At 71.7% G+C, this 19,999-nt stretch carries 25 protein-coding genes; 2 read left to right on the plus strand and 23 right to left on the minus strand.

Features of this window, described 5'->3' with window-relative positions; genetic code table 11:
* The 15 genes from ahcY to F563_RS0103625 form a co-directional block, all read right to left on the minus strand.
* Entirely contained in the window at nt 1-1,416 is a 1,416-nt protein-coding gene (gene ahcY / locus F563_RS0103550; protein ID WP_019013267.1) for an adenosylhomocysteinase, read from the minus strand.
* A gap of 147 nt (nt 1,417-1,563) precedes the next feature.
* Nucleotides 1,564-2,913 carry a class-II fumarase/aspartase family protein gene (locus F563_RS0103555; protein WP_019013268.1) on the minus strand — a complete coding sequence of 450 codons (1,350 nt, stop codon included), beginning with the start codon at nt 2,911-2,913 and terminating at the stop codon, nt 1,564-1,566.
* An 8-nt stretch (nt 2,914-2,921) separates the two neighbouring features.
* Nucleotides 2,922-4,754 (minus strand): phosphoenolpyruvate--protein phosphotransferase, encoded by a 1,833-nt coding sequence (gene ptsP / locus F563_RS0103560; protein WP_019013269.1) that lies wholly within the window; start codon nt 4,752-4,754, stop codon nt 2,922-2,924.
* On the minus strand, nt 4,744-5,106 hold the full coding sequence (locus F563_RS0103565; protein ID WP_019013270.1) for an HPr family phosphocarrier protein: 363 nt from the start codon (nt 5,104-5,106) through the stop codon (nt 4,744-4,746). Before F563_RS0103565 ends, ptsP begins: the two co-directional genes overlap by 11 nt.
* A gap of 28 nt (nt 5,107-5,134) precedes the next feature.
* Complete coding sequence (locus F563_RS0103570; protein WP_019013271.1) at nt 5,135-5,542, minus strand: PTS sugar transporter subunit IIA; 408 nt, start codon at nt 5,540-5,542, stop codon at nt 5,135-5,137.
* Nucleotides 5,543-5,552: 10 nt separating this feature from the next.
* A complete protein-coding gene (rapZ, locus tag F563_RS0103575; protein WP_019013272.1) occupies nt 5,553-6,497 on the minus strand; it encodes an RNase adapter RapZ in 945 nt (314 codons plus the stop codon).
* Nucleotides 6,494-6,961 (minus strand): HPr kinase/phosphorylase, encoded by a 468-nt coding sequence (locus F563_RS0103580; protein WP_019013273.1) that lies wholly within the window; start codon nt 6,959-6,961, stop codon nt 6,494-6,496. The genes rapZ and F563_RS0103580 overlap by 4 nt, the downstream gene beginning before the upstream one ends.
* A gap of 453 nt (nt 6,962-7,414) precedes the next feature.
* Nucleotides 7,415-8,104: a phosphoribosylformylglycinamidine synthase subunit PurQ gene (gene purQ, locus F563_RS0103590; protein ID WP_019013275.1), complete on the minus strand. Its 690-nt coding sequence runs from the start codon at nt 8,102-8,104 to the stop codon at nt 7,415-7,417.
* A complete protein-coding gene (locus F563_RS0103595) occupies nt 8,101-8,658 on the minus strand; it encodes a putative glycolipid-binding domain-containing protein (RefSeq protein ID WP_162140561.1) in 558 nt (185 codons plus the stop codon). Before F563_RS0103595 ends, purQ begins: the two co-directional genes overlap by 4 nt.
* A complete protein-coding gene (locus F563_RS0103600) occupies nt 8,655-8,861 on the minus strand; it encodes a hypothetical protein (protein ID WP_019013277.1) in 207 nt (68 codons plus the stop codon). The genes F563_RS0103595 and F563_RS0103600 overlap by 4 nt, the downstream gene beginning before the upstream one ends.
* Nucleotides 8,862-8,865: 4 nt before the next feature.
* On the minus strand, nt 8,866-9,105 hold the full coding sequence (gene purS, locus F563_RS0103605; protein WP_019013278.1) for a phosphoribosylformylglycinamidine synthase subunit PurS: 240 nt from the start codon (nt 9,103-9,105) through the stop codon (nt 8,866-8,868).
* A 13-nt stretch (nt 9,106-9,118) separates the two neighbouring features.
* On the minus strand, nt 9,119-9,883 hold the full coding sequence (purC, locus tag F563_RS0103610) for a phosphoribosylaminoimidazolesuccinocarboxamide synthase (RefSeq protein WP_019013279.1): 765 nt from the start codon (nt 9,881-9,883) through the stop codon (nt 9,119-9,121).
* Nucleotides 9,884-10,030: 147 nt separating this feature from the next.
* Entirely contained in the window at nt 10,031-10,468 is a 438-nt protein-coding gene (locus F563_RS0103615; RefSeq protein WP_019013280.1) for a hypothetical protein, read from the minus strand.
* 60 nt (nt 10,469-10,528) lie between these two features.
* A complete protein-coding gene (locus tag F563_RS23740; RefSeq protein WP_019013281.1) occupies nt 10,529-10,966 on the minus strand; it encodes an anti-virulence regulator CigR family protein in 438 nt (145 codons plus the stop codon).
* A complete protein-coding gene (locus F563_RS0103625) occupies nt 10,963-11,700 on the minus strand; it encodes an NRDE family protein (protein ID WP_019013282.1) in 738 nt (245 codons plus the stop codon). The genes F563_RS23740 and F563_RS0103625 overlap by 4 nt, the downstream gene beginning before the upstream one ends.
* Before the next feature lie 70 nt (nt 11,701-11,770).
* Between F563_RS0103625 and F563_RS0103630 the strand changes: the two genes are divergently transcribed.
* Nucleotides 11,771-12,109 carry a DUF1476 domain-containing protein gene (locus tag F563_RS0103630; RefSeq protein WP_019013283.1) on the plus strand — a complete coding sequence of 113 codons (339 nt, stop codon included), beginning with the start codon at nt 11,771-11,773 and terminating at the stop codon, nt 12,107-12,109.
* Nucleotides 12,110-12,113: 4 nt separating this feature from the next.
* On the opposite strand, the gene F563_RS0103635 is transcribed toward F563_RS0103630, so the two are convergent.
* The 3 genes from F563_RS0103635 to purB all read right to left on the minus strand — a co-directional run bounded on the left by F563_RS0103635 (nt 12,114) and on the right by purB (nt 15,384).
* A complete protein-coding gene (locus F563_RS0103635; RefSeq protein ID WP_019013284.1) occupies nt 12,114-13,370 on the minus strand; it encodes an RNA polymerase sigma factor in 1,257 nt (418 codons plus the stop codon).
* Between the two features lie 127 nt (nt 13,371-13,497).
* Complete coding sequence (locus F563_RS0103640; RefSeq protein WP_019013285.1) at nt 13,498-13,917, minus strand: YciI family protein; 420 nt, start codon at nt 13,915-13,917, stop codon at nt 13,498-13,500.
* Nucleotides 13,918-14,046: 129 nt separating this feature from the next.
* Nucleotides 14,047-15,384: an adenylosuccinate lyase gene (gene purB, locus F563_RS0103645; RefSeq protein WP_019013286.1), complete on the minus strand. Its 1,338-nt coding sequence runs from the start codon at nt 15,382-15,384 to the stop codon at nt 14,047-14,049.
* Nucleotides 15,385-15,497: 113 nt separating this feature from the next.
* On the opposite strand from purB, the gene F563_RS21435 reads away from it, so the two are divergent.
* Entirely contained in the window at nt 15,498-16,208 is a 711-nt protein-coding gene (locus F563_RS21435) for a TerC family protein (RefSeq protein ID WP_019013287.1), read from the plus strand.
* Between the two features lie 112 nt (nt 16,209-16,320).
* Here the strand turns inward: F563_RS21435 and F563_RS0103655 are convergent, their stop codons facing one another.
* The 5 genes from F563_RS0103655 to F563_RS0103675 form a co-directional block, all read right to left on the minus strand.
* A complete protein-coding gene (locus F563_RS0103655) occupies nt 16,321-17,799 on the minus strand; it encodes a Y-family DNA polymerase (RefSeq protein ID WP_019013288.1) in 1,479 nt (492 codons plus the stop codon).
* Nucleotides 17,792-18,460 (minus strand): ImuA family protein, encoded by a 669-nt coding sequence (locus F563_RS21440; RefSeq protein ID WP_019013289.1) that lies wholly within the window; start codon nt 18,458-18,460, stop codon nt 17,792-17,794. The genes F563_RS0103655 and F563_RS21440 overlap by 8 nt, the downstream gene beginning before the upstream one ends.
* A 315-nt stretch (nt 18,461-18,775) precedes the next feature.
* Nucleotides 18,776-19,375, minus strand: a complete 600-nt coding sequence (locus tag F563_RS24670; RefSeq protein WP_156825047.1) for a hypothetical protein — start codon at nt 19,373-19,375, stop codon at nt 18,776-18,778.
* Nucleotides 19,376-19,406: 31 nt separating this feature from the next.
* Complete coding sequence (locus tag F563_RS0103670) at nt 19,407-19,673, minus strand: Txe/YoeB family addiction module toxin (RefSeq protein WP_019013291.1); 267 nt, start codon at nt 19,671-19,673, stop codon at nt 19,407-19,409.
* A 5-nt stretch (nt 19,674-19,678) separates the two neighbouring features.
* A complete protein-coding gene (locus F563_RS0103675) occupies nt 19,679-19,945 on the minus strand; it encodes a type II toxin-antitoxin system Phd/YefM family antitoxin (protein WP_019013292.1) in 267 nt (88 codons plus the stop codon).
* Between the last annotated feature and the right edge of the window lie 54 nt (nt 19,946-19,999).

The raw sequence follows: 19,999 nt of genomic DNA on the forward strand, positions 1-19,999 counted from the left end.
TCAGTAGCGGTAGGTCTCGGGCTTGAACGGGCCCGCCTGCGGCACGCCGATATAGGCGGACTGCTTCGCGTTCAGCGTCGTCAGCTTGGCGCCCAACTTGGCGAGATGCAGCGCCGCCACCTTCTCGTCCAGCGCCTTGGGAAGCACATAGACCTTCCTCTGGTACTTGCCCGGATTGGTCCAGAGCTCGATCTGCGCGAGCGTCTGGTTGGAGAAGGAGGACGACATCACGAAGGAGGGGTGCCCTGTCGCGTTGCCGAGATTCACCAGCCGCCCCTCCGACAGCAGAATGATCCGCTTGCCGTCGGGGAACTCGATCTCGTCCACCTGCGGCTTGACGTTGTGCCAGCGGAAGTTCTTCAGCGCCGCGACCTGGATCTCGGAATCGAAATGGCCGATATTGCAGACGATCGCCCGGTCCTTCATCGCGCGCATGTGCTCGACGGTGATGACGTCGACGTTCCCCGTGGCGGTGACGAAGATGTCGGCGCGCGGCGCGGCGTCCTCCATCGTCGTCACCTCGTAGCCCTCCATCGCCGCCTGCAGCGCGCAGATCGGATCGATCTCGCTCACCATCACGCGGCAGCCGGCGTTGCGCAGGCTCGCGGCCGAGCCCTTGCCGACATCGCCGAACCCGCAGACCATCGCCACCTTGCCGGCCATCATCACGTCGGTGCCGCGGCGGATGCCGTCCACCAGGCTCTCGCGGCAGCCATAGAGGTTGTCGAACTTCGACTTGGTGACGCTGTCGTTGACGTTGATGGCGGGGAAGAGCAGCCGCCCCTCCTTCTCCATCTGGTAGAGGCGATGCACGCCGGTGGTGGTCTCCTCGCTGACGCCGCGGATCGCCTCAGCGAGCTTCGCGAACCAGCCGGGCCGGGTCTTCAGCGTGTCCTTGATCAGCGCGAAGAAGACCTCCTCCTCCTCGTTGCCGGGCGTGTCGAGGAACGCCGTGTCGCCCTTCTCGGCGCGCAGCCCGTAATGCACGAGCAGGGTCATGTCGCCGCCGTCGTCGAGCAGCAGGTTCGGCGTGCCGCCGTCGCCCCAGCTCAGCGTACGACGCACATAGTCCCAGTACTCGGCCAGCGTCTCGCCCTTCACCGCGAAGACCGGCGTGCCGCCGGCGGCGATCGCGGCCGCGGCGTGGTCCTGGGTCGAGAAGATGTTGCAGGACGACCAGCGGACATCCGCGCCCAGCGCCTTCAGGGTCTCGATCAGCACGGCGGTCTGGATCGTCATGTGCAGGCAGCCGGCGATGCGGGCACCCTTCAGCGGCTGCTTGGGCCCGTATTCGGCGCGGATCGCCATCAGCCCGGGCATCTCGGTCTCGGCGATCGCGATCTCCTTGCGGCCCCAGTCGGCCAGGGCAAGGTCGCGGACAACGTAATCGGCGTGCGGCATCGGGCTCTCGGGCATGGCGGGGTTGTCCTTCCGGGGAATGCGCCGCCGCCTAGCACGAGGCCGGGCGGAAGGCCAGCGCGGCGCGGCTCACCTCCCGGTCAGGGGCGGCAGGCGTCGAGATGCATGGCGGCGGGCGCTTGCCGGCGCAGTCGCGCCCCAGCGTCAGCCGCGCCCCGCCAGCAGCCGGTCCACCATTGCCGGGGCGAGGCCGAGATAGTTCGCCGGATCGCACCGCGCGGCCACGGCCTCCATCCCGCCAAGCGCCGCGACGATCTCGGGAAACGCCGCCAGCGCCTCGGCAAGGGGAATGTCGCGCGCGAGCGCCGCGCGGCACGCCTCGTAGACGACGTCATGGGCGCGCTGCCGGCCGAGCGCCGGGGCCGCCGCCATCATCACCGCCTCGGCGACGATCAGCCCGCGCGAGAGATCGAGATTCGCGCGCATCCGCTCGGGATGCACCTCGAGCCCCGCGAGCATGAAGCGCGCCTGGGCGAGACAGCCGGCCGACAGGATGAACGCTTCGGGCACGGCGAGCCATTCCAGGTGCCACGGCCCGGTTGCGCGCTCGAAATCCGCGAGCATGGCGTCGAGTGCCAAGCCCACCTGCTGACGCACCGCCTTCGACGTCGCGAGGATCAGCTCGCAGGAGATCGGGTTGCGCTTCTGCGGCATCGTCGAGGAGGCGCCGCGACCCTTCACGAAGGGCTCCATCACCTCGCCCCCGAACTCGGTCGCCATCATCAGCATCACGTCGGTCGCGATCTTGCCGAGCGAGCCGGTGATCAACCCGAGCAGGCAGACGGCCTCGGCGATGCCGTCGCGCGCGACATGCCAGGTGATCGGCGGCACGCCAAGGCCGAGTTCGGCGCAGAACGCCGCCTGCACCGCGAAGCCCCGATCGCCGAGCGAAGCGAGCGTGCCGGCCGCACCGGCGAACTGGCCCATTTCGACGCGCGGGCGGAGCTGGGTCAGCCGTTCTGCATGGCGATCGAGCATCGAGAGCCAAATCGCGGCCTTATAGCCGAAGGTCACGGGCAGGGCCTGTTGCAGATGCGTCCGCCCCGCCATCGGCGTGCCGCGATGCGCGCGCGCGAGCCCGGCAAGGATGCCGCGCAGCGCCTCGACATCCGCCGCGACGAGATCGAGTGCCGCGCGCAGTTGCAGCACCGTCGCGGTGTCCATGATGTCCTGCGTCGTCGCACCCCAGTGCACGTAGCGCCCCGCCTCGCCGGCGGCCTCCGCGAGCTGGTGCACCAGCGCGATGATCGGGTAGCCGACCGTCTCGGTCTCGTGGCGGAACCGCTCCCAGTCGATCGTGATCGTGCGCGCGGCCGTCTCGATCGCGCGCGCGGCCTCGGCCGGGATCACGCCGAGCCTCGCCTCGGCGCGCGCGAGCGCCACCTCGACCTCCAGATACCGTCCGACCAGCGCCGCATCGGCGAACACCGCGCGCATCGCCTCCGTGCCGAACATGTCGCGGAACAGCGCGGAGTCGAGCGGGGTGCTGGCCATCGGTCTCCTCAGGGGTCGGTCTTCTGCCAGAACCCGGCGACGAGCTCGGCGATGCGCGCGGGATCGGACTGCTCCATCACCGTGCGCGCGAAGCGGGCGCAGTCATCGATCGCGACCGAGCGCACCGCCTGCTTCACCCGCGGCACCGCGCCCGAGGACATCGAGAGCGAGCGGATGCCCAGGCCCAGCAGCAGCGGCGTCAGCCGCGGGTCGCCCGCGATCTCGCCACAGACCGAGACGGGCATCCGCATGCGCAGCGCCGCTTCGGTCGCGAACTGCATCAGCCGCAGCACGGCCGGGTGCAGCGGATCGTAGAGATGCGCCGCCTCGCTCTCGGCGCGATCGACCGCCAGCGTGTACATGGCGAGATCGTTCGTGCCGATCGCGAAGAAATCGGCCTCCAGCGCGAGGCTGTCGGCCGCGAGCGCGGCACCCGGCGTCTCGATCATGATGCCGAGCGGCGGCAGCGGATCGGGCAGGTCGAGCCCGCGGCGCTTCAGCCGCCGCGCGACACGGTCGTAGATCTCGCGCGCGGCGCGCACCTCCGCCGGCGTGGTGACCATGGGCAGCAGCAGCTTCACCGGCCCGCGCATGGCTGCGCGCAGGATCGCGGCAAGCTGAGTCTCGAACAGCTCGTGCTCCTTCAGCAGCAAGCGGAGCCCGCGCACGCCGAGCGCCGGGTTCTCGCCGCCCGAGCCCGGCACCCAGCCCTGCGCGATCAGGCTCTCGATCTGCTTCTCGCCCCCCCAGTCGAGCACGCGGATCGTGACCGGATCGCCCTGCATCGCGTCCACCACCTGCGCATAGACCTCGGCCTGCGCGTCCTCGTCCGGCACGTCGTCGCGGTTCATGAACAGGAACTCGGTGCGCAGCAGCCCGATCCCGACCGCGCCCGACTGCGCGATCATCGGCAGCTCGATCGGCAGTTCGAGATTCGCCTGCAGCTCGACCGGCTCGCCGTCCTTGGTCACCGCGGGCAGGCGGCGCAGCTTGGCGAGCCGCTGGTTCTCGCGCGCGAAGGCCGCGACCGCCTTGCGCGCCGCGGCGAGCGTCTCCACGGTCGGGTTGAGCGTGACCAGCCCCGCGGTACCATCGACGATCGCGAGATCGCCCGGCTCGACCGCATCCGTCAGTCCGGCCGCGCCCAGCACCGCCGGCAGGCCGAGGGCGCGCAGCATGATCGCGGTGTGGCCTTCGAGCCCGCCCTCCTCCGCGGCCACGGCAGCGAGCTTCGCGGGCTCGATCAAGGCCGCGTCCGAGGGCGTCAGCGACTCGGTGACCAGCACGCTGCCCTGCGGCAGGCCGGAGTAGTTGCGCCACGGCGTGCGCGTGAGGTTGCGCACCAGGCGCCGGCCGATCTCGCGCACCTCGTCGGCGCGTCGCTGGCGGCCGGCGCGGTCATCATCGCCGGCCAGGAACGCGGTCGCGATCGCCTCGGCCTCGTCGCCGACCGCGGCTTCGGCATTGATCTTGGCCTCCGCGATGCGCTTGCGGATGCCGCGCGTCAGGCGCGAATTGCCGAGCATCTGCGCATAGGCGTCGAGCAGCGGTTCGAGCTCCTGCGTCGCCTCCTCGGGCAGGATCGAGAGCCGCGCCTTCAGCTTGGCGAGCTGCTTGCGCGAGAGCCCGACCGCCTCGTCGAACCGCTCGATCTCGTGCTGCACCTGGTCGTCGAACAGCGCGCGCCGCTCGACCTCCACCGGCGCCTGGGCGGCGAGCGCGACCTTGCCGATGCCGATGCCGGGCGAAACCGCGAGTCCCGCCAGCACCCGCTCGGGGCGGGCGGCCTCGGCCGCGCCGCGGCTGCGCCGGGCCGGACGGGCGCGCGCCTCAGTCCTCATCGAAGCCGGCCTCGACCAGGCCGGCCAATGCTTCCAGCGCCTCGCGGGCGTCCCAGCCTTCCGCCTCCAGCACGACGTCGCAGCCGGTGCCGGCGCCCAGCATCATCAGCCCCATGATCGAGCGTGCCGACACCGCGTTGCCGTTCTTGCGCACGGTGACGCAGGCGGAGAACTGCTCGGCGAGCTTGACGAACTTCGCGGCCGCACGCGCATGCAGGCCGCGCTTGTTGCGGATGCAGACCGTGCGCGTCAGCACCGGCCCCGCCGCCGCGGGAGGGTCGACGATCGGGAACGGGTCGTCCGGGTCGCGCGGCACGCGCCCCTCGCCCGGCTCGTTCGGCCATTCGTTCACGGCGCGCTCCCCTCGATCGGTCCGCGCGTCACCGCGGCGCGTCGGCGAGCAGGCGACTCGCCGCGGCGATGTACTTGCGCCCGGCATCCTGTGCGCAGCCGACCGCCTGGCCAAGCGGATGGGTGGAGCGGATCGAGGCGAGCTTCACCAGCATCGGCAGGTTCACCCCCGCGATCACCTCGACGTTCTTGCGATCCATGGTCGAGATCGCGAGGTTCGAGGGGGTGCCGCCGAACATGTCGGTGAGCAGCACCACGCCATCGCCGGTGTCGACCGTGTCGATGCCGCGCAGGATGTCCTGCCGGCGCTTCTCCATGTCGTCCTCCGGCCCGATGCAGACCGTGGCGACCCCCTTCTGCGGCCCGACGACGTGCTCCATCGCCAGCCTGAGCTCCTCGGCCAGCCGTCCGTGCGTCACCAGCACCAGACCGATCATCGAATGGCCTTCACCTGACCTGGGCCGCGGCCGCCGCGGCGTCCGGCGGCGGCTCGTGCCTGGGCGCGCCGGCGATCGGCGCTGCCACTGCCTTCCAGATTTCGCGATGGACGACCGTCGCCCGCCAACCCTGCGCGCGCAGATGCGCCGCCATCCTCTCGGCGACGGCGACGGAGCGATGGCGCCCGCCGGTACAGCCGAAAGCGATGGTGAGATACTTCTTCCCCTCCCGCACGTAGCGGGGCAAGAGGGCATCCAGAAGCCCGGTCATGCGGTCCCAGAATGCCGCGAAATCGGGGTCGGCGGCAACGTAGGCGTCCACCGACGGGTCCTGGCCGGTCAGCGGCCGCAGCGCGTCCACGTAGTGCGGATTACGCAGGAACCGCACGTCGAACACGAGATCCGCCTCGCGCGGCAATCCACGCGCGTAGGAGAAGCTGACGATGCCGATCGTGATCGCGCTCTGGTTGTCGGTGCCGAATTGCGCCTCGATCATGCCGCGCAGGTCCGCCGGCGCGAGCGCCGAGGTATCGAGCACGATGTCGGCCGCCGCGCCGAGCGGTTCGAGCAGCGCGCGCTCATGCGCGATGCCGTCGCTGACACGCCCCTGCGGTGCCAGCGGATGGCGCCGGCGCGTCTCGGTGTAGCGGCGCAGCAGCACCTCGTCCTCGGCGATCAGGAAGAACAGGGTGACGTCGAGCTCCGGCCGCGCGCGCAGCCCGGCGATCACGCGCTCGGCCGCCGCGCCGTCGAAATCCGCCCGGCGCGCGTCGATGCCGATCGCAAGCGGCGCGGACGCCTCTCCCGTGGCGAGGTCGCCCACCACGCGCAGCGGCGGGTTGTCCACCGTGTCGAAGCCGAGATCCTCCAGCGCGCGCAGGACCGACGACTTGCCCGCGCCGGACAGGCCGGTGACGACCACCACGGGGCGGCGCGGGCGCGGCTCGACGGTCATGGCGCGGGCCCGGCCGCGTGGTCGCCGAGCGCGCCGCAGCGGCTGGCAGCGCGGCCCTGGAGCACGGCGAGGGCGGCGCGCACCCGTGCCACGGCCGAGGCGGCGGCCGGGTCGATCCGGATCACCGGCAGCGCCACGCCGAGCACCTCCTCCGTCGCGGGTTCCGGCATCCGCTCGATGGCCGCCGCGGGGGTCAGGTCGGCGAGCAGGCCGAGCCTGGCGGCGCCGGGGGTGCCGAGGTCGAGGATGCCGAGGCCCCGCACCTCGATCAGCCCGGCGAGCGCGGGCGGGGCGGAGGCGGTCACGGCACCGTGCTCGACCGCCAGATCGACGCGATCGTCGGCCACCAACTGGAACCCCGCATCGACGAGGCGGAGGGCCAGGTCGGACTTGCCGCTTCCCGGTGTGCCGCGCAGCAGGACGGCGAGACCGCTCCATGCGCAGCAGCTGGCGTGAACCTGCATCGCACCTCGTGCGCCGGGCGGCATCCCCCCTTGTGGCCGCGTCCTTGGGCGCGGGCAGCATGTTGACCGGATTGTGGCAGGGTTCAAGAGGAACCGGCGGGCGGGGACGCCACAGCCCGGAGAGGAGCCGGCACGGCCGCCGTCAACCCTTTGTTCAATGCGGCGGGCAGGTCATCACGCCAGCCACGCATCTGAGCACGCAGGAGGGTCGGATGTTCACCTTGCTCTGGAAGCTGTTCGGGGGCCGAGGCGCCACCGCGCCACCGCCGCCGCCCCAGCCGCACCTGCCGAGCGACTCGCTCTACGACGACCTCCGGCACGAGGCCGGACAGAGCCGCGCGGGGCATCCGCGGATCGAGGACGCGCCCGAGCCCCTGTCACGGGCTCTCGAACAGGTGATCTCGGCAACGAAGAGGCAGCGAGCCAGGACCGCGCGGCGCGGCCGGTAACGCCTCACGCGGCGGCGGCGAGGCTCTCGAACAGCGGCAGCCCATCCGTGCCGCCCATCAGCGGATCGACCAGATCCTCCGGATGCGGCATCAGCCCGAGCACGCGCAGGTTGCCGGAGTAGATGCCGGCGATGTTGCGCGCGGCACCGTTCAGCGCCGCCTCGGGCACCGCGTCGCCCGCCTCCGTGACGTAGCGGAACGCGACGCGTCCCTCGCCCTCCAGCCGGTCGAGCGTGGCCGCATCGGCAATGTAGTTGCCGTCGCCATGCGCCATCGGCGCGCGGATCACCTGGCCGCGCTGGTAGTGCGTGGTGAACGGCGTGTCCGTGCGCTCGACGCGCATGCGGCACTCCATCGAGAGGAACCGGAGCCCGGCATTCCGCAAGAGCGCGCCCGGCAGCAGCCCGGCCTCGCACAGGATCTGAAAGCCGTTGCAGACGCCGAGGATCAAGCCCCCGCGCGCCGCGTGCTCGGCGATCGGGCGCATGATCGGGCTGCGCGCGGCGATCGCGCCGCAGCGCAGATAGTCGCCGTAGCTGAACCCGCCGCACAGCACGACGAGATCGATGCCCTCGGGCAGCGCCGTCTCGCGGTGCCACAGCACACGCGGCCTCGCGCCGGTCGCGCGCTCCAGCGCGATCGCCATGTCACGCTCGCGGTTCGTTCCGGGGAATATGACGATGCCCGCCTTCATGGCGCCTCCACGCGCGTGAACGTGCCCTCGTACACCCGCACCAGCCCCTCCGCGTCCACCAGCAGCTCGCCCGCGAAGCCGCGGAACAGGCCCTCGTAGCGATAGCGGTCCGCGGCCAGCCGCGTGTAGCGCTGCGCGGCGGGTGCGACCGTCAGCGCCGGCACCGCGACATAGGCGACGCGGAGCTCGGCCGATCCGCCGACCGCCAGGGCGAGCCTGCGGATCGCCAGCGTGTTGGTGAACGGGGTCGCGCCGATATCGACATCGAGGCAGCCGTCCAGCGCCGTCAGATGCGCCCCGGCGCTGTCGTGCCAGACCCCGGCGGCATCGGCGAGCAGCACGGTCTCGGTGCCGCGCGGCTCCAGCCGCTCGATCTGCGCGCGCCGCGTGCGCCAGGCCTCGTCCCAGCCGACGCGCCAGCGCAGCGCGATCGCCTCCGAGCCGATCATGCCGGCGACCACGCCCTCGGCCTCGCGCCGGTCGAGATGCACCACGCAGGTCTCGAGCGTCGGCGCATCCTCGCGCCGCCAGACGATCCGGCGCTCCCCGCTCACGCCCATCCGAGCCTGAGCCAATGCATCGCCGCGAGCAGCACCAGCGTGATGCCGACCGCGATCGCGGCAGCATCGAACCAGAGCCGGATCGCGGCCTTCTTCTTCGCCACCACCCCGCCCTTCACCGGCGCCTGGCGGCGCTTCATCGCCCAGGCGATCACCACCGTGAGCGCGATCAGGATGAAGATCGAGGCCTTGGCCATCGCCTCAGACGAGCTCGACGCGGAAGCTCTCGATCACCGTGTTGGCCAGGAGCTTGCGCGCCATCTCCTCGGCCTCGGCCTTCGCGCGCGCGGGGTCGGTCTCGGCGAGTTCCAATTCGATCACCTTGCCTGCGCGCACCTCGCCGACACCGGCGAAGCCGAGCGAGGCCAGCGCATGGCCGATCGCCTTGCCCTGCGGGTCGAGCACACCCGACTTGGGCATCACGGTCACACGCGCCTTCACCGCCCCCGCTCCATCACTGCATGGTCTCCGGACCCTTGAGGTCGCGCACGCCCGCCTCGGGGAGGATGCCGAGCCGCCGCGCCACCTCCTGATACGCCTCCTCGACCTTGCCGAGATCGCGCCGGAAGCGGTCCTTGTCGAGCTTCTCGTTGGTCTTGAGATCCCACAGCCGGCACGAATCCGGGCTGATCTCGTCGGCGACGACGATCCGCATCTCCTCGTTGTCCCAGAGCCGGCCGAACTCCAGCTTGAAGTCCACCAGCCGGATGCCGACGCCGAGGAACAGCCCCGAGAGGAAGTCGTTCACGCGCAGCGCGAGCGCCATGATGTCGTCGAGATCCTGCACCGAGGCCCAGCCGAACGCGGTGATGTGCTCCTCGGCCACCAGCGGATCGCCGAGCTGGTCGTTCTTGTAGTAGTACTCGACGATCGAGCGCGGCAGCTGCGTGCCCTCGGCGATGCCGAGCCGGGTGGAGAGCGAGCCGGCGGCGACGTTGCGCACCACCACCTCGAGCGGGATGATCTCGACCTCGCGGATCAGCTGCTCGCGCATGTTGAGCCGGCGGACGAAATGGGTCGGCACGCCGATCTCGGCGAGGCGCATCATGATGAACTCGCTGATGCGGTTGTTCAGCACGCCCTTGCCGGTGATCACGCCCTTCTTCTGGGCGTTGAAGGCGGTGGCGTCGTCCTTGAAGTACTGCACCAGCGTGCCGGGCTCGGGCCCCTCGAACAGGATCTTCGCCTTGCCCTCGTAGAGCTGCCGTCGCCGCGCCATAGGAAAACTCTCCTCGCTGCGCCGCGGCAACACAATCCGGCGGCGCGCGCGAGGGTATAGCAGGGGGGTGCCCCGGCGGCCACCGGCCGGGGGCAGCCCGGACATGCCGGGCGGGCGGAGCGGACCGGGCGGCCCTCGTCGTGGCCGTCAGTTCGCGGGCGGCAGGGCGTCGCGCAGCAGGTCGCGGATCACGCGCGTCTCGCTCTCGACCAGCAGCGCGACCGAGCCGGCGATCAGGATCTCGTGCCCCGGGCGGTCGGCGAGCTTGTCCTTGAGCGCGTCCGGCACCGGCTTCGCCTCGAGCCGCGAGGGCAGGGTCGCGCCGCGGGTGAGCGATTCGGCCACCCCGGGGGCCTGCGCGGGCCCCACCTGGTCGGGGTGCTCCATGTAGTAGTCACGGATCGCATGCGCCTCGGCGGTGGTGAACACGGCCGTGGCCGAGGCGGCGGCCGAGGGCGGCACCATCTGGACCGGCGGCACCGGGGGCGGGTCCTGCGGCGTGGCCATCGGTGCCTGGGCTGAGGCGGGCAGGCCGATGATCGACGCGAACATCAGCGCCGCCGGCAGGGTGAAGGGGCGGGTCATGCGGTCCTCCTGCGTCGGGGCGTGTCCAAGGCAACGCTGGAGGTTACCAAAAGTTCCCGTTCAGCGGCCGCGGATCACGTCGCTCAGGATGTCGTGAACGATCCCGGTGGCCGCATGCACCAGCAGGATGGAGGCGCCGACCACCAGGATCTCGTAGCCCGGCCGCGGCACGATCTGGCGCAACAGCCCGGCGGGGGCATAGCGCTTGGCGATCCCCGGCGGCAGCGGCTTGCCGCGCGCGAGGTTGCGCGCGATGCCGGGCGGGAGAGGCTGCACCGGGTAGGGATTGGCGATGAACCACTCGCGGATGCGCGCCTGCTCGATCGCGGTGAAGACGACGAGTGCGCCGACCGCCGCCCCGGCATCGGGCGCGCGGCGGCCGGGCGGGCCGGCGCGGTCGGGGGGGCCGCCCTGCCCACGCCCCGGCGGCGGCTGGGCGGCAGCGCCGCCCGCGACCAGACAGGCAACCCCGGCAAGCAGCGTGCGACGCGCGGTCATGCCACCGCATCCCGCCACGACGCGGCCGCCGGAGCAAGCACGACCGGCCGGAACGGAGTGCGTCCAGGCGGCCCGGCCGCGAACAGCCAGACCGGCTGGCCGCGCTCCGGCAGCGCGAACAGGCTGGCGCAGACCGTGCCGTAGCCGTGATCGGATGCAATCGTCATGCCGCCGCGTGGCCCCGCCCCGGACTCGGCCTCCGTGCTGGCAAGCAGGGCGAGCCAGGCGGACCAGTCCCCCGCGCCGGGGTCGGGCGCGGGGGCGGCGCGGAACCGCGGCAGATGGAGCCGCGCGCGCGGGCTCTCGCCGCTGTCGAGCCCATGCGCGGTCAGCATCGACACCCCCTCCGGGACCGCCCGGCGCACCACCCGCCCGTCCTCGCTCTCGAGAATCCAGCCGCCCGCGCGCCCGGCGCAGACGAGATTGAAGGCGGCGAACGCGGTCCCGTCGATCGCCGCGTCCGCGAGCGCCGCCAGCGGCAGCTCCCCGCGCGAGCGCAGCCCCGGCCGGCTGCCAAGCGTGCCGGGGCGGTTCAGCACGCAGGCGACGCGTTCGCCGTCCGAGGCCATCCAGGTGCCGCCGGCGAGCCGGTCGCGCCCGCCCACCACGCCCGGCCGATCGGGCCAATGCGCGGCCGGCGGATCCCAGGCGCGGGCGATCATCTCGTCGCGCAGCGCGGCCAGCACCAGCGGCCAGGCGTGTCCGGGGCGGTGCAGCAACACCACGGTGCACATGGCGGTCCCATCTGCTACAGACGGCGCCGACCGCCAAGATGGTGAGTGGGATCCAAGGGGGCCGGAACCGATGAGCACGGACGCCTTCGCCGAACGCGAGAAGGGCTTCGAGGCGAAGTACAAGCTGGACCAGGAACAGGAGTTCCGCGCCCAGGCGCGACGCAACAGGCTGTTCGGGCTGTGGGTGGCGGAGAAGCTCGGCAAGTCGGGCGCCGAGGCGGAGGCCTACGCCAAGGCCGTGGTCGCCGCGGACTTCAAGAAGCCGGGCCATGACGACGTGATCGAGAAGGTGCGCGGCGATCTGGATGCCGCCGGCAGGAGCGTGGCCGAGGCCGAGCTGCGCACCGAGTACGACCGGCTGCTCGCGGTCGCGCGCCGCCAGATCGCCGAGGAAGCGCCGAAGGGCTGAGCAGTTAGCCACCGCACGCCGCGGCCCGGCGCAGCAGGAAGTCCCGCTCGCGCGCGTTCCGGCTGAGCGAGGCGGCGGTTTGAAATTCGTGTCGCGCTTCGGCCCAGCGGCCGGCCCGGAACAGGAAGTCGCCGCGCGCTGCTGGTAGCGGGGCGTAGTCGCGCAGCGCGTCGGCGCGCTCGATCGCGTCGAGCAGCGCGAGCCCCGTCTCCGGGCCAAAGGCCATGCTGTACGCCACCGCGCGGTTGAGCTCGATCACCGGCGAGGGCGCGACCGCGCACAGCCGGTCATAGAGCGCCGCGATCCGCGGCCAGTCGGTCTCCTCGGCCGTGCGCGCCCGGGCATGGCAGGCGGCGAGCGCGGCCTGCAGGGCATAGGGCCGGTCGGCGCCGCCCAGCGCCTCGGCGCGCGCCAGCGCGGCGAGGCCGCGCCGGATCAGCAGCCAGTCCCAGCGTGCCCGGTTCTGGTCGGTGATCGGCACCAGCGCCCCGTCCGGCCCGGTGCGCGCGGCGAAGCGCGAGGCCTGGAGCTCCATCAGCGCGAGCAGGCCGAACACCTCGGGCTCCTCCGGCATCAGCCCGGCGAGGATGCGGCCCAGGCGCTGCGCCTCGGCCGCGAGCGCGGGGCGGATCAGGTCCTCACCGGACGTGGCGACGTAGCCCTCGTTGAAGATCAGGTAGATCACCTCCAGCACCGAGGCGAGCCGGGGCTGTCGCTCGGCCCCGCGCGGCACCTCGAAGGCGAGACCGGTGCTGCGGAGCGTCCTCTTCGCGCGCACGATGCGCTGCGCGATCGTCGCCTCGGGTGAGAGGAAGGCGCGCGCGATCTCGCCGGTCGTCAGTCCGCCGACCAGGCGCAACGTCAGAGCCGAGCGTGCCTGGGGCGGCAGCACGGGGTGGCAGGCGGCGAAGATCAGGCCGAGCAGTTCGTCGCCGAGATCGTCGTCGAGCGCCGCCTCGAGCGCGTCGGCGCCGTCATCGGCCTCGTCCTGCGCCAGCGCGATCTCGGCATGCTTGCGCGCGCGCATCCGCTGCCGGCGGAACCCGTCGATCGCGCGGCGCCGGGCGGTCTCCATCAGCCAAGCGCCAGGCTTCGTCGGCACGCCCGTTCTGGGCCATTCGGCGAGCGCCGCCACCAGCGCGTCCTGCGCCAGTTCCTCGGCCAGATCGACGTCGCGGACAAGGCGGGCGAGGCCGCCGATCAGCCGCGCCCGCTCGATCCGGAAGACCGTCTCGATCGCTTGGTGGATGCCATCCGCCACGCCCCCTCATCGGACGGGGCGTGGCTGATGGCAAGCGAAGCGCTCCTCCCGATCCGCCGAAGGTGGAACCTTCGACGGACCGGCGTTCAGGCCTTGCTTCGCGCGGAACCGGCGCCCGACGGTCCGATCAGCCGCCCATCTCCTTGCGCAGCCGCCGCTCGAGTGCCGCAGTCTCGGGCGTCGTGATCTCGGCGAAATCCTCCATCTCGTACAATGGTCGGATGTCGATGTCGCTCGGGCCGAACATCGGGTTGGGGCAGCGCTTCACCCACTCCACCGCCTCGGCCATGTCCTTGACCTGCCAGATCCAGTAGCCGGCGACGAGTTCGCGGGTCTCGGCGAAGGGGCCGTCGGTCACGGTCCGCTTCGTCCCGTCGAAATGGACCCGCTTGGCCTCGGAGGTGGGCTTCAGCCCGTCGCCGGCCAGCATGATGCCGGCCTTCACCAGTTCCTCGTTGAACTTCATCATCGCGTCGAGCAACTCGGCCGGCGGCATGCGGCCCGCCTCGCTGTCCTCGGTCGCCTTCACCATCACCATCACGCGCATCGTTTCATCTCCTGTGGTCCGGAGCGGCCCTTCGGCCGTCCTGCTCATGCGACGAACGAGCATGGGCAGGATCGACACAAGCCAAGCGCATTTTCGCGCGGAGGTGGCCCCTGCCGGCTTGCGGACCCCTCACCCCTCGCCGAACACCCGCGCCAGCACCGCGTCCACATGCGCGAGATGCAGGCGCGGGTCCATCGCGCGGTCCAGCACCGCGCGGTCGAGCCTGCCGGCGATCTCCGGATCGGACTCCAGGTTCTCGCGGAAGCTCTTCGCCGCCTCGGTGCCGAGCGCCATCCAGGTCGCCATCGCGTTCCGCTGCACGATCCGGTAGGCGTCCTCGCGGCTGAACCCGGCCTGGGTCAGCGCCAGCAGCACCTCGCCCGAGTGCACCACGCCGCCGAGCGCGTCGAGATTCGCCTGCATGCGGTCCGGATAGACCACCAGCGTCTCGACCATCCCGGCGAGGCGGTGCAGCGCGAAGTCGAGCGCGATCGTGGCATCCGGCGCGATCACGCGCTCGACCGAGGAGTGGCTGATGTCGCGCTCGTGCCACAGCGCGACGTTCTCCAGCGCCGGGATCGCATAGCCGCGCACCAGCCGCGCGAGCCCGGTGAGGTTCTCGGAGAGCACCGGGTTGCGCTTGTGCGGCATCGCCGAGGAACCCTTCTGGCCCGGGTGGAAATACTCCTCGGCCTCGCGCACCTCGCTCCGTTGCAGGTGCCGCACCTCGGTTGCGAGCCGCTCGATCCCTGAGGCGATCACGGCGAGGGTGGCGAAGAACATCGCGTGGCGGTCGCGCGGGATCACCTGCGTCGAGACGGGCTCGACCGCGAGGCCGAGCTTCTCGGCGACGAACGCCTCCACCACCGGCGGCACATGCGCGAAGGTGCCGACCGCGCCGGAGATCGCGCAGGTCGCGATCTCGTTGGCGGCGGCGGCGAGACGGTCGCGGCCCCGCGCGAACTCGGCCCAGTGCCCGGCGAGCTTCAGCCCGAAGCTGGTCGGCTCGGCGTGGATGCCGTGGCTGCGGCCGATCGTCAGCGTGTGGCGGTGCTCCAGCGCGCGGCGCTTCAGCGCGTCGAGCAGCCGGTCGAGCCCCTTGGCGAGCAGATGCGCCGCGTCGCGGAGCTGCACCGCGAGGCAGGTGTCGAGCACGTCCGAGCTGGTGAGCCCCTGGTGCAGCCAGCGCGCCTCCGGCCCGATCCCCTCGCCGAGCCAGGTGAGGAAGGCGATCACGTCATGGCGCACCTCGCGCTCGATCGCGTCGATGCGCGCGACATCCGCCTCGGTCATGGCGGCGATGCGCGGGGCGCCCCGCTCGCGGATCGCGCGCGCGGCCTCGGCCGGGATCTGGCCGATTTCGCCCTGCTTCTCGGCGACCAGCGCCTCGATCTCGAACCAGATCCGGTAGCGGTTCTCGGCCGACCAGACGGCCGTCATCTCGGGGCGGGAATAGCGGGGGATCATCGCGTCTCTCCTTGCGGGGCGCGTATGGCGGCCGGGCCGCCGCTTGACAAGCGGGCGGCGGCGCCGTGCTATCCGGTCGCCGGCCAACCCCGTTCGGGATCGATCCGTCCGTCATGGACTTCAGCATTTCTGCGTCGCAGATCTGGTCCCTGCTGGCGGTCATCGGCATCGACATCGCGCTCGCCGGCGACAATGCCGTGGTGATCGGCATGGCCGCGGCCGCGCTGCCGCCGGAGCAGCGGCGACGCGCGATCATCCTCGGCATCGGCGCGGCGGCGGTGCTGCGCATCATCTTCGCGCTGATCACGACGCAGCTGTTGCAGATCACCGAGCTGCTGTTCGCGGGCGGGTTGCTGCTGCTCTGGGTCTGCTACCGGATGTTCAAGGACCTGCGCACCGGCCACGTCGCCGAAAGCGAGCACGCGGCCGAAGGGTTCGGGGCCAAGCCGAAGAGCTTCATGTCGGCGATGTGGACGATCATCGCCGCCGACATCACGATGAGCCTCGACAACGTGCTGGCGGTCGCGGCGGCGGCGCGCGAGCACCCCTACATCATGGCGTTCGGGCTGTTCCTGTCGGTGGTGCTGATGGGTGTCGCCGCCTCCTACATCGCGCGCATGCTCGACCGGTACCGCTGGATCGGCTGGGCGGGGCTGCTGCTGATCGTCTATGTGGCGCTGCGCCTCATCTGGGACGGCTGGCCGGGGGTGGCGCCGCATTTCGGCCTGTCGCGCGACCCGATGATGGTGACGGCGATCTTCACCGCCGCCTGCGCGCTCTACGCCGCGGCCGAATTCGGGCTGAGGCGCCGCACCGCGCCCTAGATCGGTTTCCACATGGGTGGAAACCGATCTGGGCTCCCCAGCGAGCATCTTCACGTCCACGGCTGAGTCCAGCCGTAGGCGATCTGCTCGAGCGGCCCGCCGGGCCGAGGGCTCAGCCGAACCAGCCGTGGATGAACCACTCCGGCGTGCCGTCACGGCGGCGCGCGAACACCCAGAGCCGCTGGCCGTTCTCGGTCTCGACCCGCCAGTAGTCGCGCGGGGCTTCGCGCAGGCCGAACTGCCACCAGGGCGGCAGGATGCGCTCCGGCCCCTCGGCGCGGCGCACGCGCATCGTGCCGAGCCGCACCGGCGGACCGTCCGGCAGCAGCGACACGCCGTCGATCCGGCGCGGCGGGCGCGCGAGACGCACCGGGCGCGCCTGGCCGGCTGACGGCGCGGGGCGCGGCGGCGCCAGCGGATCGGCAGGCTGCACCGCCTGTTCGGGCCAGTGGTTCGGCACAGGATCGAGCCGGACCACCGCGCGTGCGCCGAGCCGCCCGCGCAGCCGGTCGAGCAGCCGGGCGAGCGCCTCGCGCCGGGTGGCCGCGGCCGCGGCGCTGCCGGGCAGCCCGGCCTGGCGTCCGTCCAGCGGCTCCACCTCGGCCGCGAGCACCATCCGCTCGATGCCGAAGCCCGGATCGATCCGCTCGATCCGGGGCGCGAGCAGGCGCGCGAGATGGGCCGCGTCGCGGCTCGCGAGCCCGGTGCCGATGCCGATCCGTTGCACCGTGCCGTCGGTGCGGAGGCAGGTGAGGGCCAGCCGCCGCACCCCCTCGCCCCGACCGATCAGGTCGTCGCAGAGCCGCGCGGTCAGGCGCGCGATGCCGGCGCCGATCGCCTCCGCCGTCAGGATCGGCTCGGCGCAGTCGAGCGTGGCCTCGGCCGGCGGCGCCGGGCGGATGGGGGTGATCGGGCGGCGGCTGCGCCCCAGCACCTCGTCGAGCAGGGTGAGCGTGGCCGGGCGGAGCCGGCGCGCGAGCGGCCCGCGCGCCTGGGCGGCGAGGTCGCCGATCCGCCGCAGCCCGAATCGCTCGGCGAGTTCGGCGAGATCGGGGTCGAGCCGCAGCGTGGCGACCGGCAGGGCCGCGACGGCGGCGGCCTGTCGGTCGGCGGTGACAATGGCGCCGTCGGCGCCGCGCGCGAGCACCAGCGCGCCGGCGGCGGTGCCGGCGATCGCCGCGCGCACCGCGACGCCGAGGCCGCGCACCCGCCGCGCGATTTCGGCCAGCATCGGGCGCTCGCCGCCCCAGAGATGCGCACAGCCGGTGATGTCGAGCACCAGCCCGTCGGGCGGGGCGGAGGCGACGAGCGGGGTGAATCCGCCGCACCAGGTGGCGAGCGCGCGCAGGGTGGCGGCGTCGCCGGCGGGATCGGCCGGGCGGGTGATCAGCCCCGGTACGATCGCCTGGGCATCGGCGAGCGGCGTCCCGGGCGCGATGCCGGCGTGCTCGTTCGTCGCGGTGATCAGGCGGCGCGGCCCTTCGGCGGTCCAGAGCGCGAGCGGGGCGTCGGCGAGGGCGGGCTCGCGCCGGATCGCCCGGTCGACGGCGAAGCGGGGCAGGTCGAGCGCGAGGATGCGGCGCTCAGCCATGGGCGCGCGCCGCGCCGAGCACGACGAGGGTTCCATCCCAGGCGACGTTCCAGGTGCCGGGTGGGGCGCCGCGCGCGCGCAGGAGCTCGAGCCGCCAGTGCGGCGGGCCGAGGCGGTGGGCGGGTCCGGGCGTGGGCAGCGCGGAGATGCGCCAGCGGGTGCGGGCGGCGGTGGGTGGCGGGTTGGGCGTGTCGGGGCGGAGAATCAGCCCGAGCGTGCCGCCGGCTTCGGCGGCGAGGTGCAGCCGCCGGCCGGTGGCGAGGTCGAGCCGCGGGAGGGAGGCGAGCACGCCGGCGATGGCGGGGGCGCGCAGGGCTTCCTCGGCGGCCCAGAGCGCGTCGGTGCCGTCGGCGCGGACGACGATGAGCGTGGCGGGGTCGAGGCCGAAGGGGGCGAGGCCGGCCGGGTAGGGATCGGGGGTGGGCTCGATCCAGACGGTGGGGGTGCCGGCGCGGGCGAGGATCAGGGCGGCGAACGCGGTGGCGGCGCCGGGGTCGGCGGTGAGCAGTTCGTGGATGGCGCCGCGGGCGAGTCCGTCGCCTGGCAGGGCCGCGTCGATGGGGGGTGCGAGCGGGATGGCGGGGCCGGAGGGGCGCGCTTCCTCGCCCCGCGCGATCAGGGAGCGGAGCCGTTCGATCAGGGCGCGGTCCGGCGGGGTCATGGGGTGGGGCCTCGACGTTGTTCTCTATTTGTTCTCTAGGCCCCGGGCGAGTCAACGCGCCGTGTCCGGTGCCCGCGTCAGCCGGTGGCGTGTTCCTGGGATGGGGGGTGCGGGGGCAAGGGCCAATGGCCCTTGGCCCCCGCGGGTTTTTTTGAGCCGCGCAGCGGCGTCTGTCCTAATTACGACGCTCGCCCGGAAAGCGGTCGCAACCTGCGCAAGGGAAAGGGCGGGCTCGCTACGGCAGTCGCCCGTTCAACGCGGCCAAGTCCGCCCGTAAGGGCCGAGGAGGGTGAGGCCGCCACGAAATGGGGTGTCTCACAACACCCAAACTGCCCGGAAGCCAGACGGCACACAGACCTCCCGTTGACGGATTGCTGGATCCAAATGTTCAGGGTCGACGTATCCTCCTTTCATATTCAGGTAGATCAAAAGTTCACAGTCTCCATAAGCGGAGGATTGCGCCAGCGGTTCTTTCCGCCGGATGGCTTTCCTCAGCGCAATCAGAAGCTGGAAGAGCCGTCGCTGGCGCGAAGTCGCATACGCTGGTTCAAATTCGGTCTCATCGGGCTCATCACATGCTCGCCTGCGCAAGACCTCTCGATATTCGTCACCTCTCTGACGACCCGGCTCATCCGCTTCAGTGACCTCGACAGGAATGACTGCTCCATCAACGCACAGTTCTCCGTCGGGCCGCTTACGGGCTCCGATCCGTATCGAACTCGCGTTCCGGAGTCGGCCTGCATGACCGAGCACGAATGCTTCAAGCAACTCGTTGGTGCCGCTTTGCACCATGAGATTCTCACCGGCCTGGGAGGCGTAACGGTTGAAGAGCTCAATGACGTTTGCCGGTGTCTGCCACTCGCGCAGTTCGGCTCGTGCTTGCTGAAGGTCTTTCTTGGATAGCCTTCGTACCATGGCAGACTGCTCCTGCCGGCCGCGCACGATCTCAATAGTGCAGCCTACACTGTGCGATCGTCAGCACCTGATCCGCGCCCTTCCCGGTGACCCGATACACCAGCCGATGCTCGACCGTGATCCGGCGCGACCACCAGCCCGACAACGCATTCCGAAGCGGCTCCGGCTTTCCCTCGCCGCGAAACGGATCGCGTCGTATGGCTTCGATCAGCCGGTTGATCCGCCGCAGCATTTCGCGATCCGTCACCGGCCACGCGACATACTCGTCCCACGCATCCTCGGTCCACGCGACCAGCACGCGCGTCAGACGTCCTTGTCGGGGTCGATCGGCTCGCGGATCAAGACCTCGCCACGCTTAGCCTGACGGATCGAGCGCAGCAGCCGCTCGGCATTCCGCGGGCTGCGGAGCAGGTGCAGCGTCTCCATCAGCCCGTTGTAGTCCTCGAGCGACATCATCACGACCGAGCCCTTCTGCTGGCGATTGATCACGATCGGCTCGTGATTCGCCTGCGTCTCGTCCATCAGCTTGGCGAGGTTCTGGCGGGCGTGGGTATAGGTCACGACGTCCATCGCTTGGCCTCCATATGTACAGGCATCTGTACAGATTTGGTGCTGCGCGCAAGA

Origin of the sequence: Elioraea tepidiphila DSM 17972 (assembly GCF_000378465.1) — a bacterium.
Lineage (GTDB): Bacteria > Pseudomonadota > Alphaproteobacteria > Acetobacterales > Acetobacteraceae > Elioraea > Elioraea tepidiphila.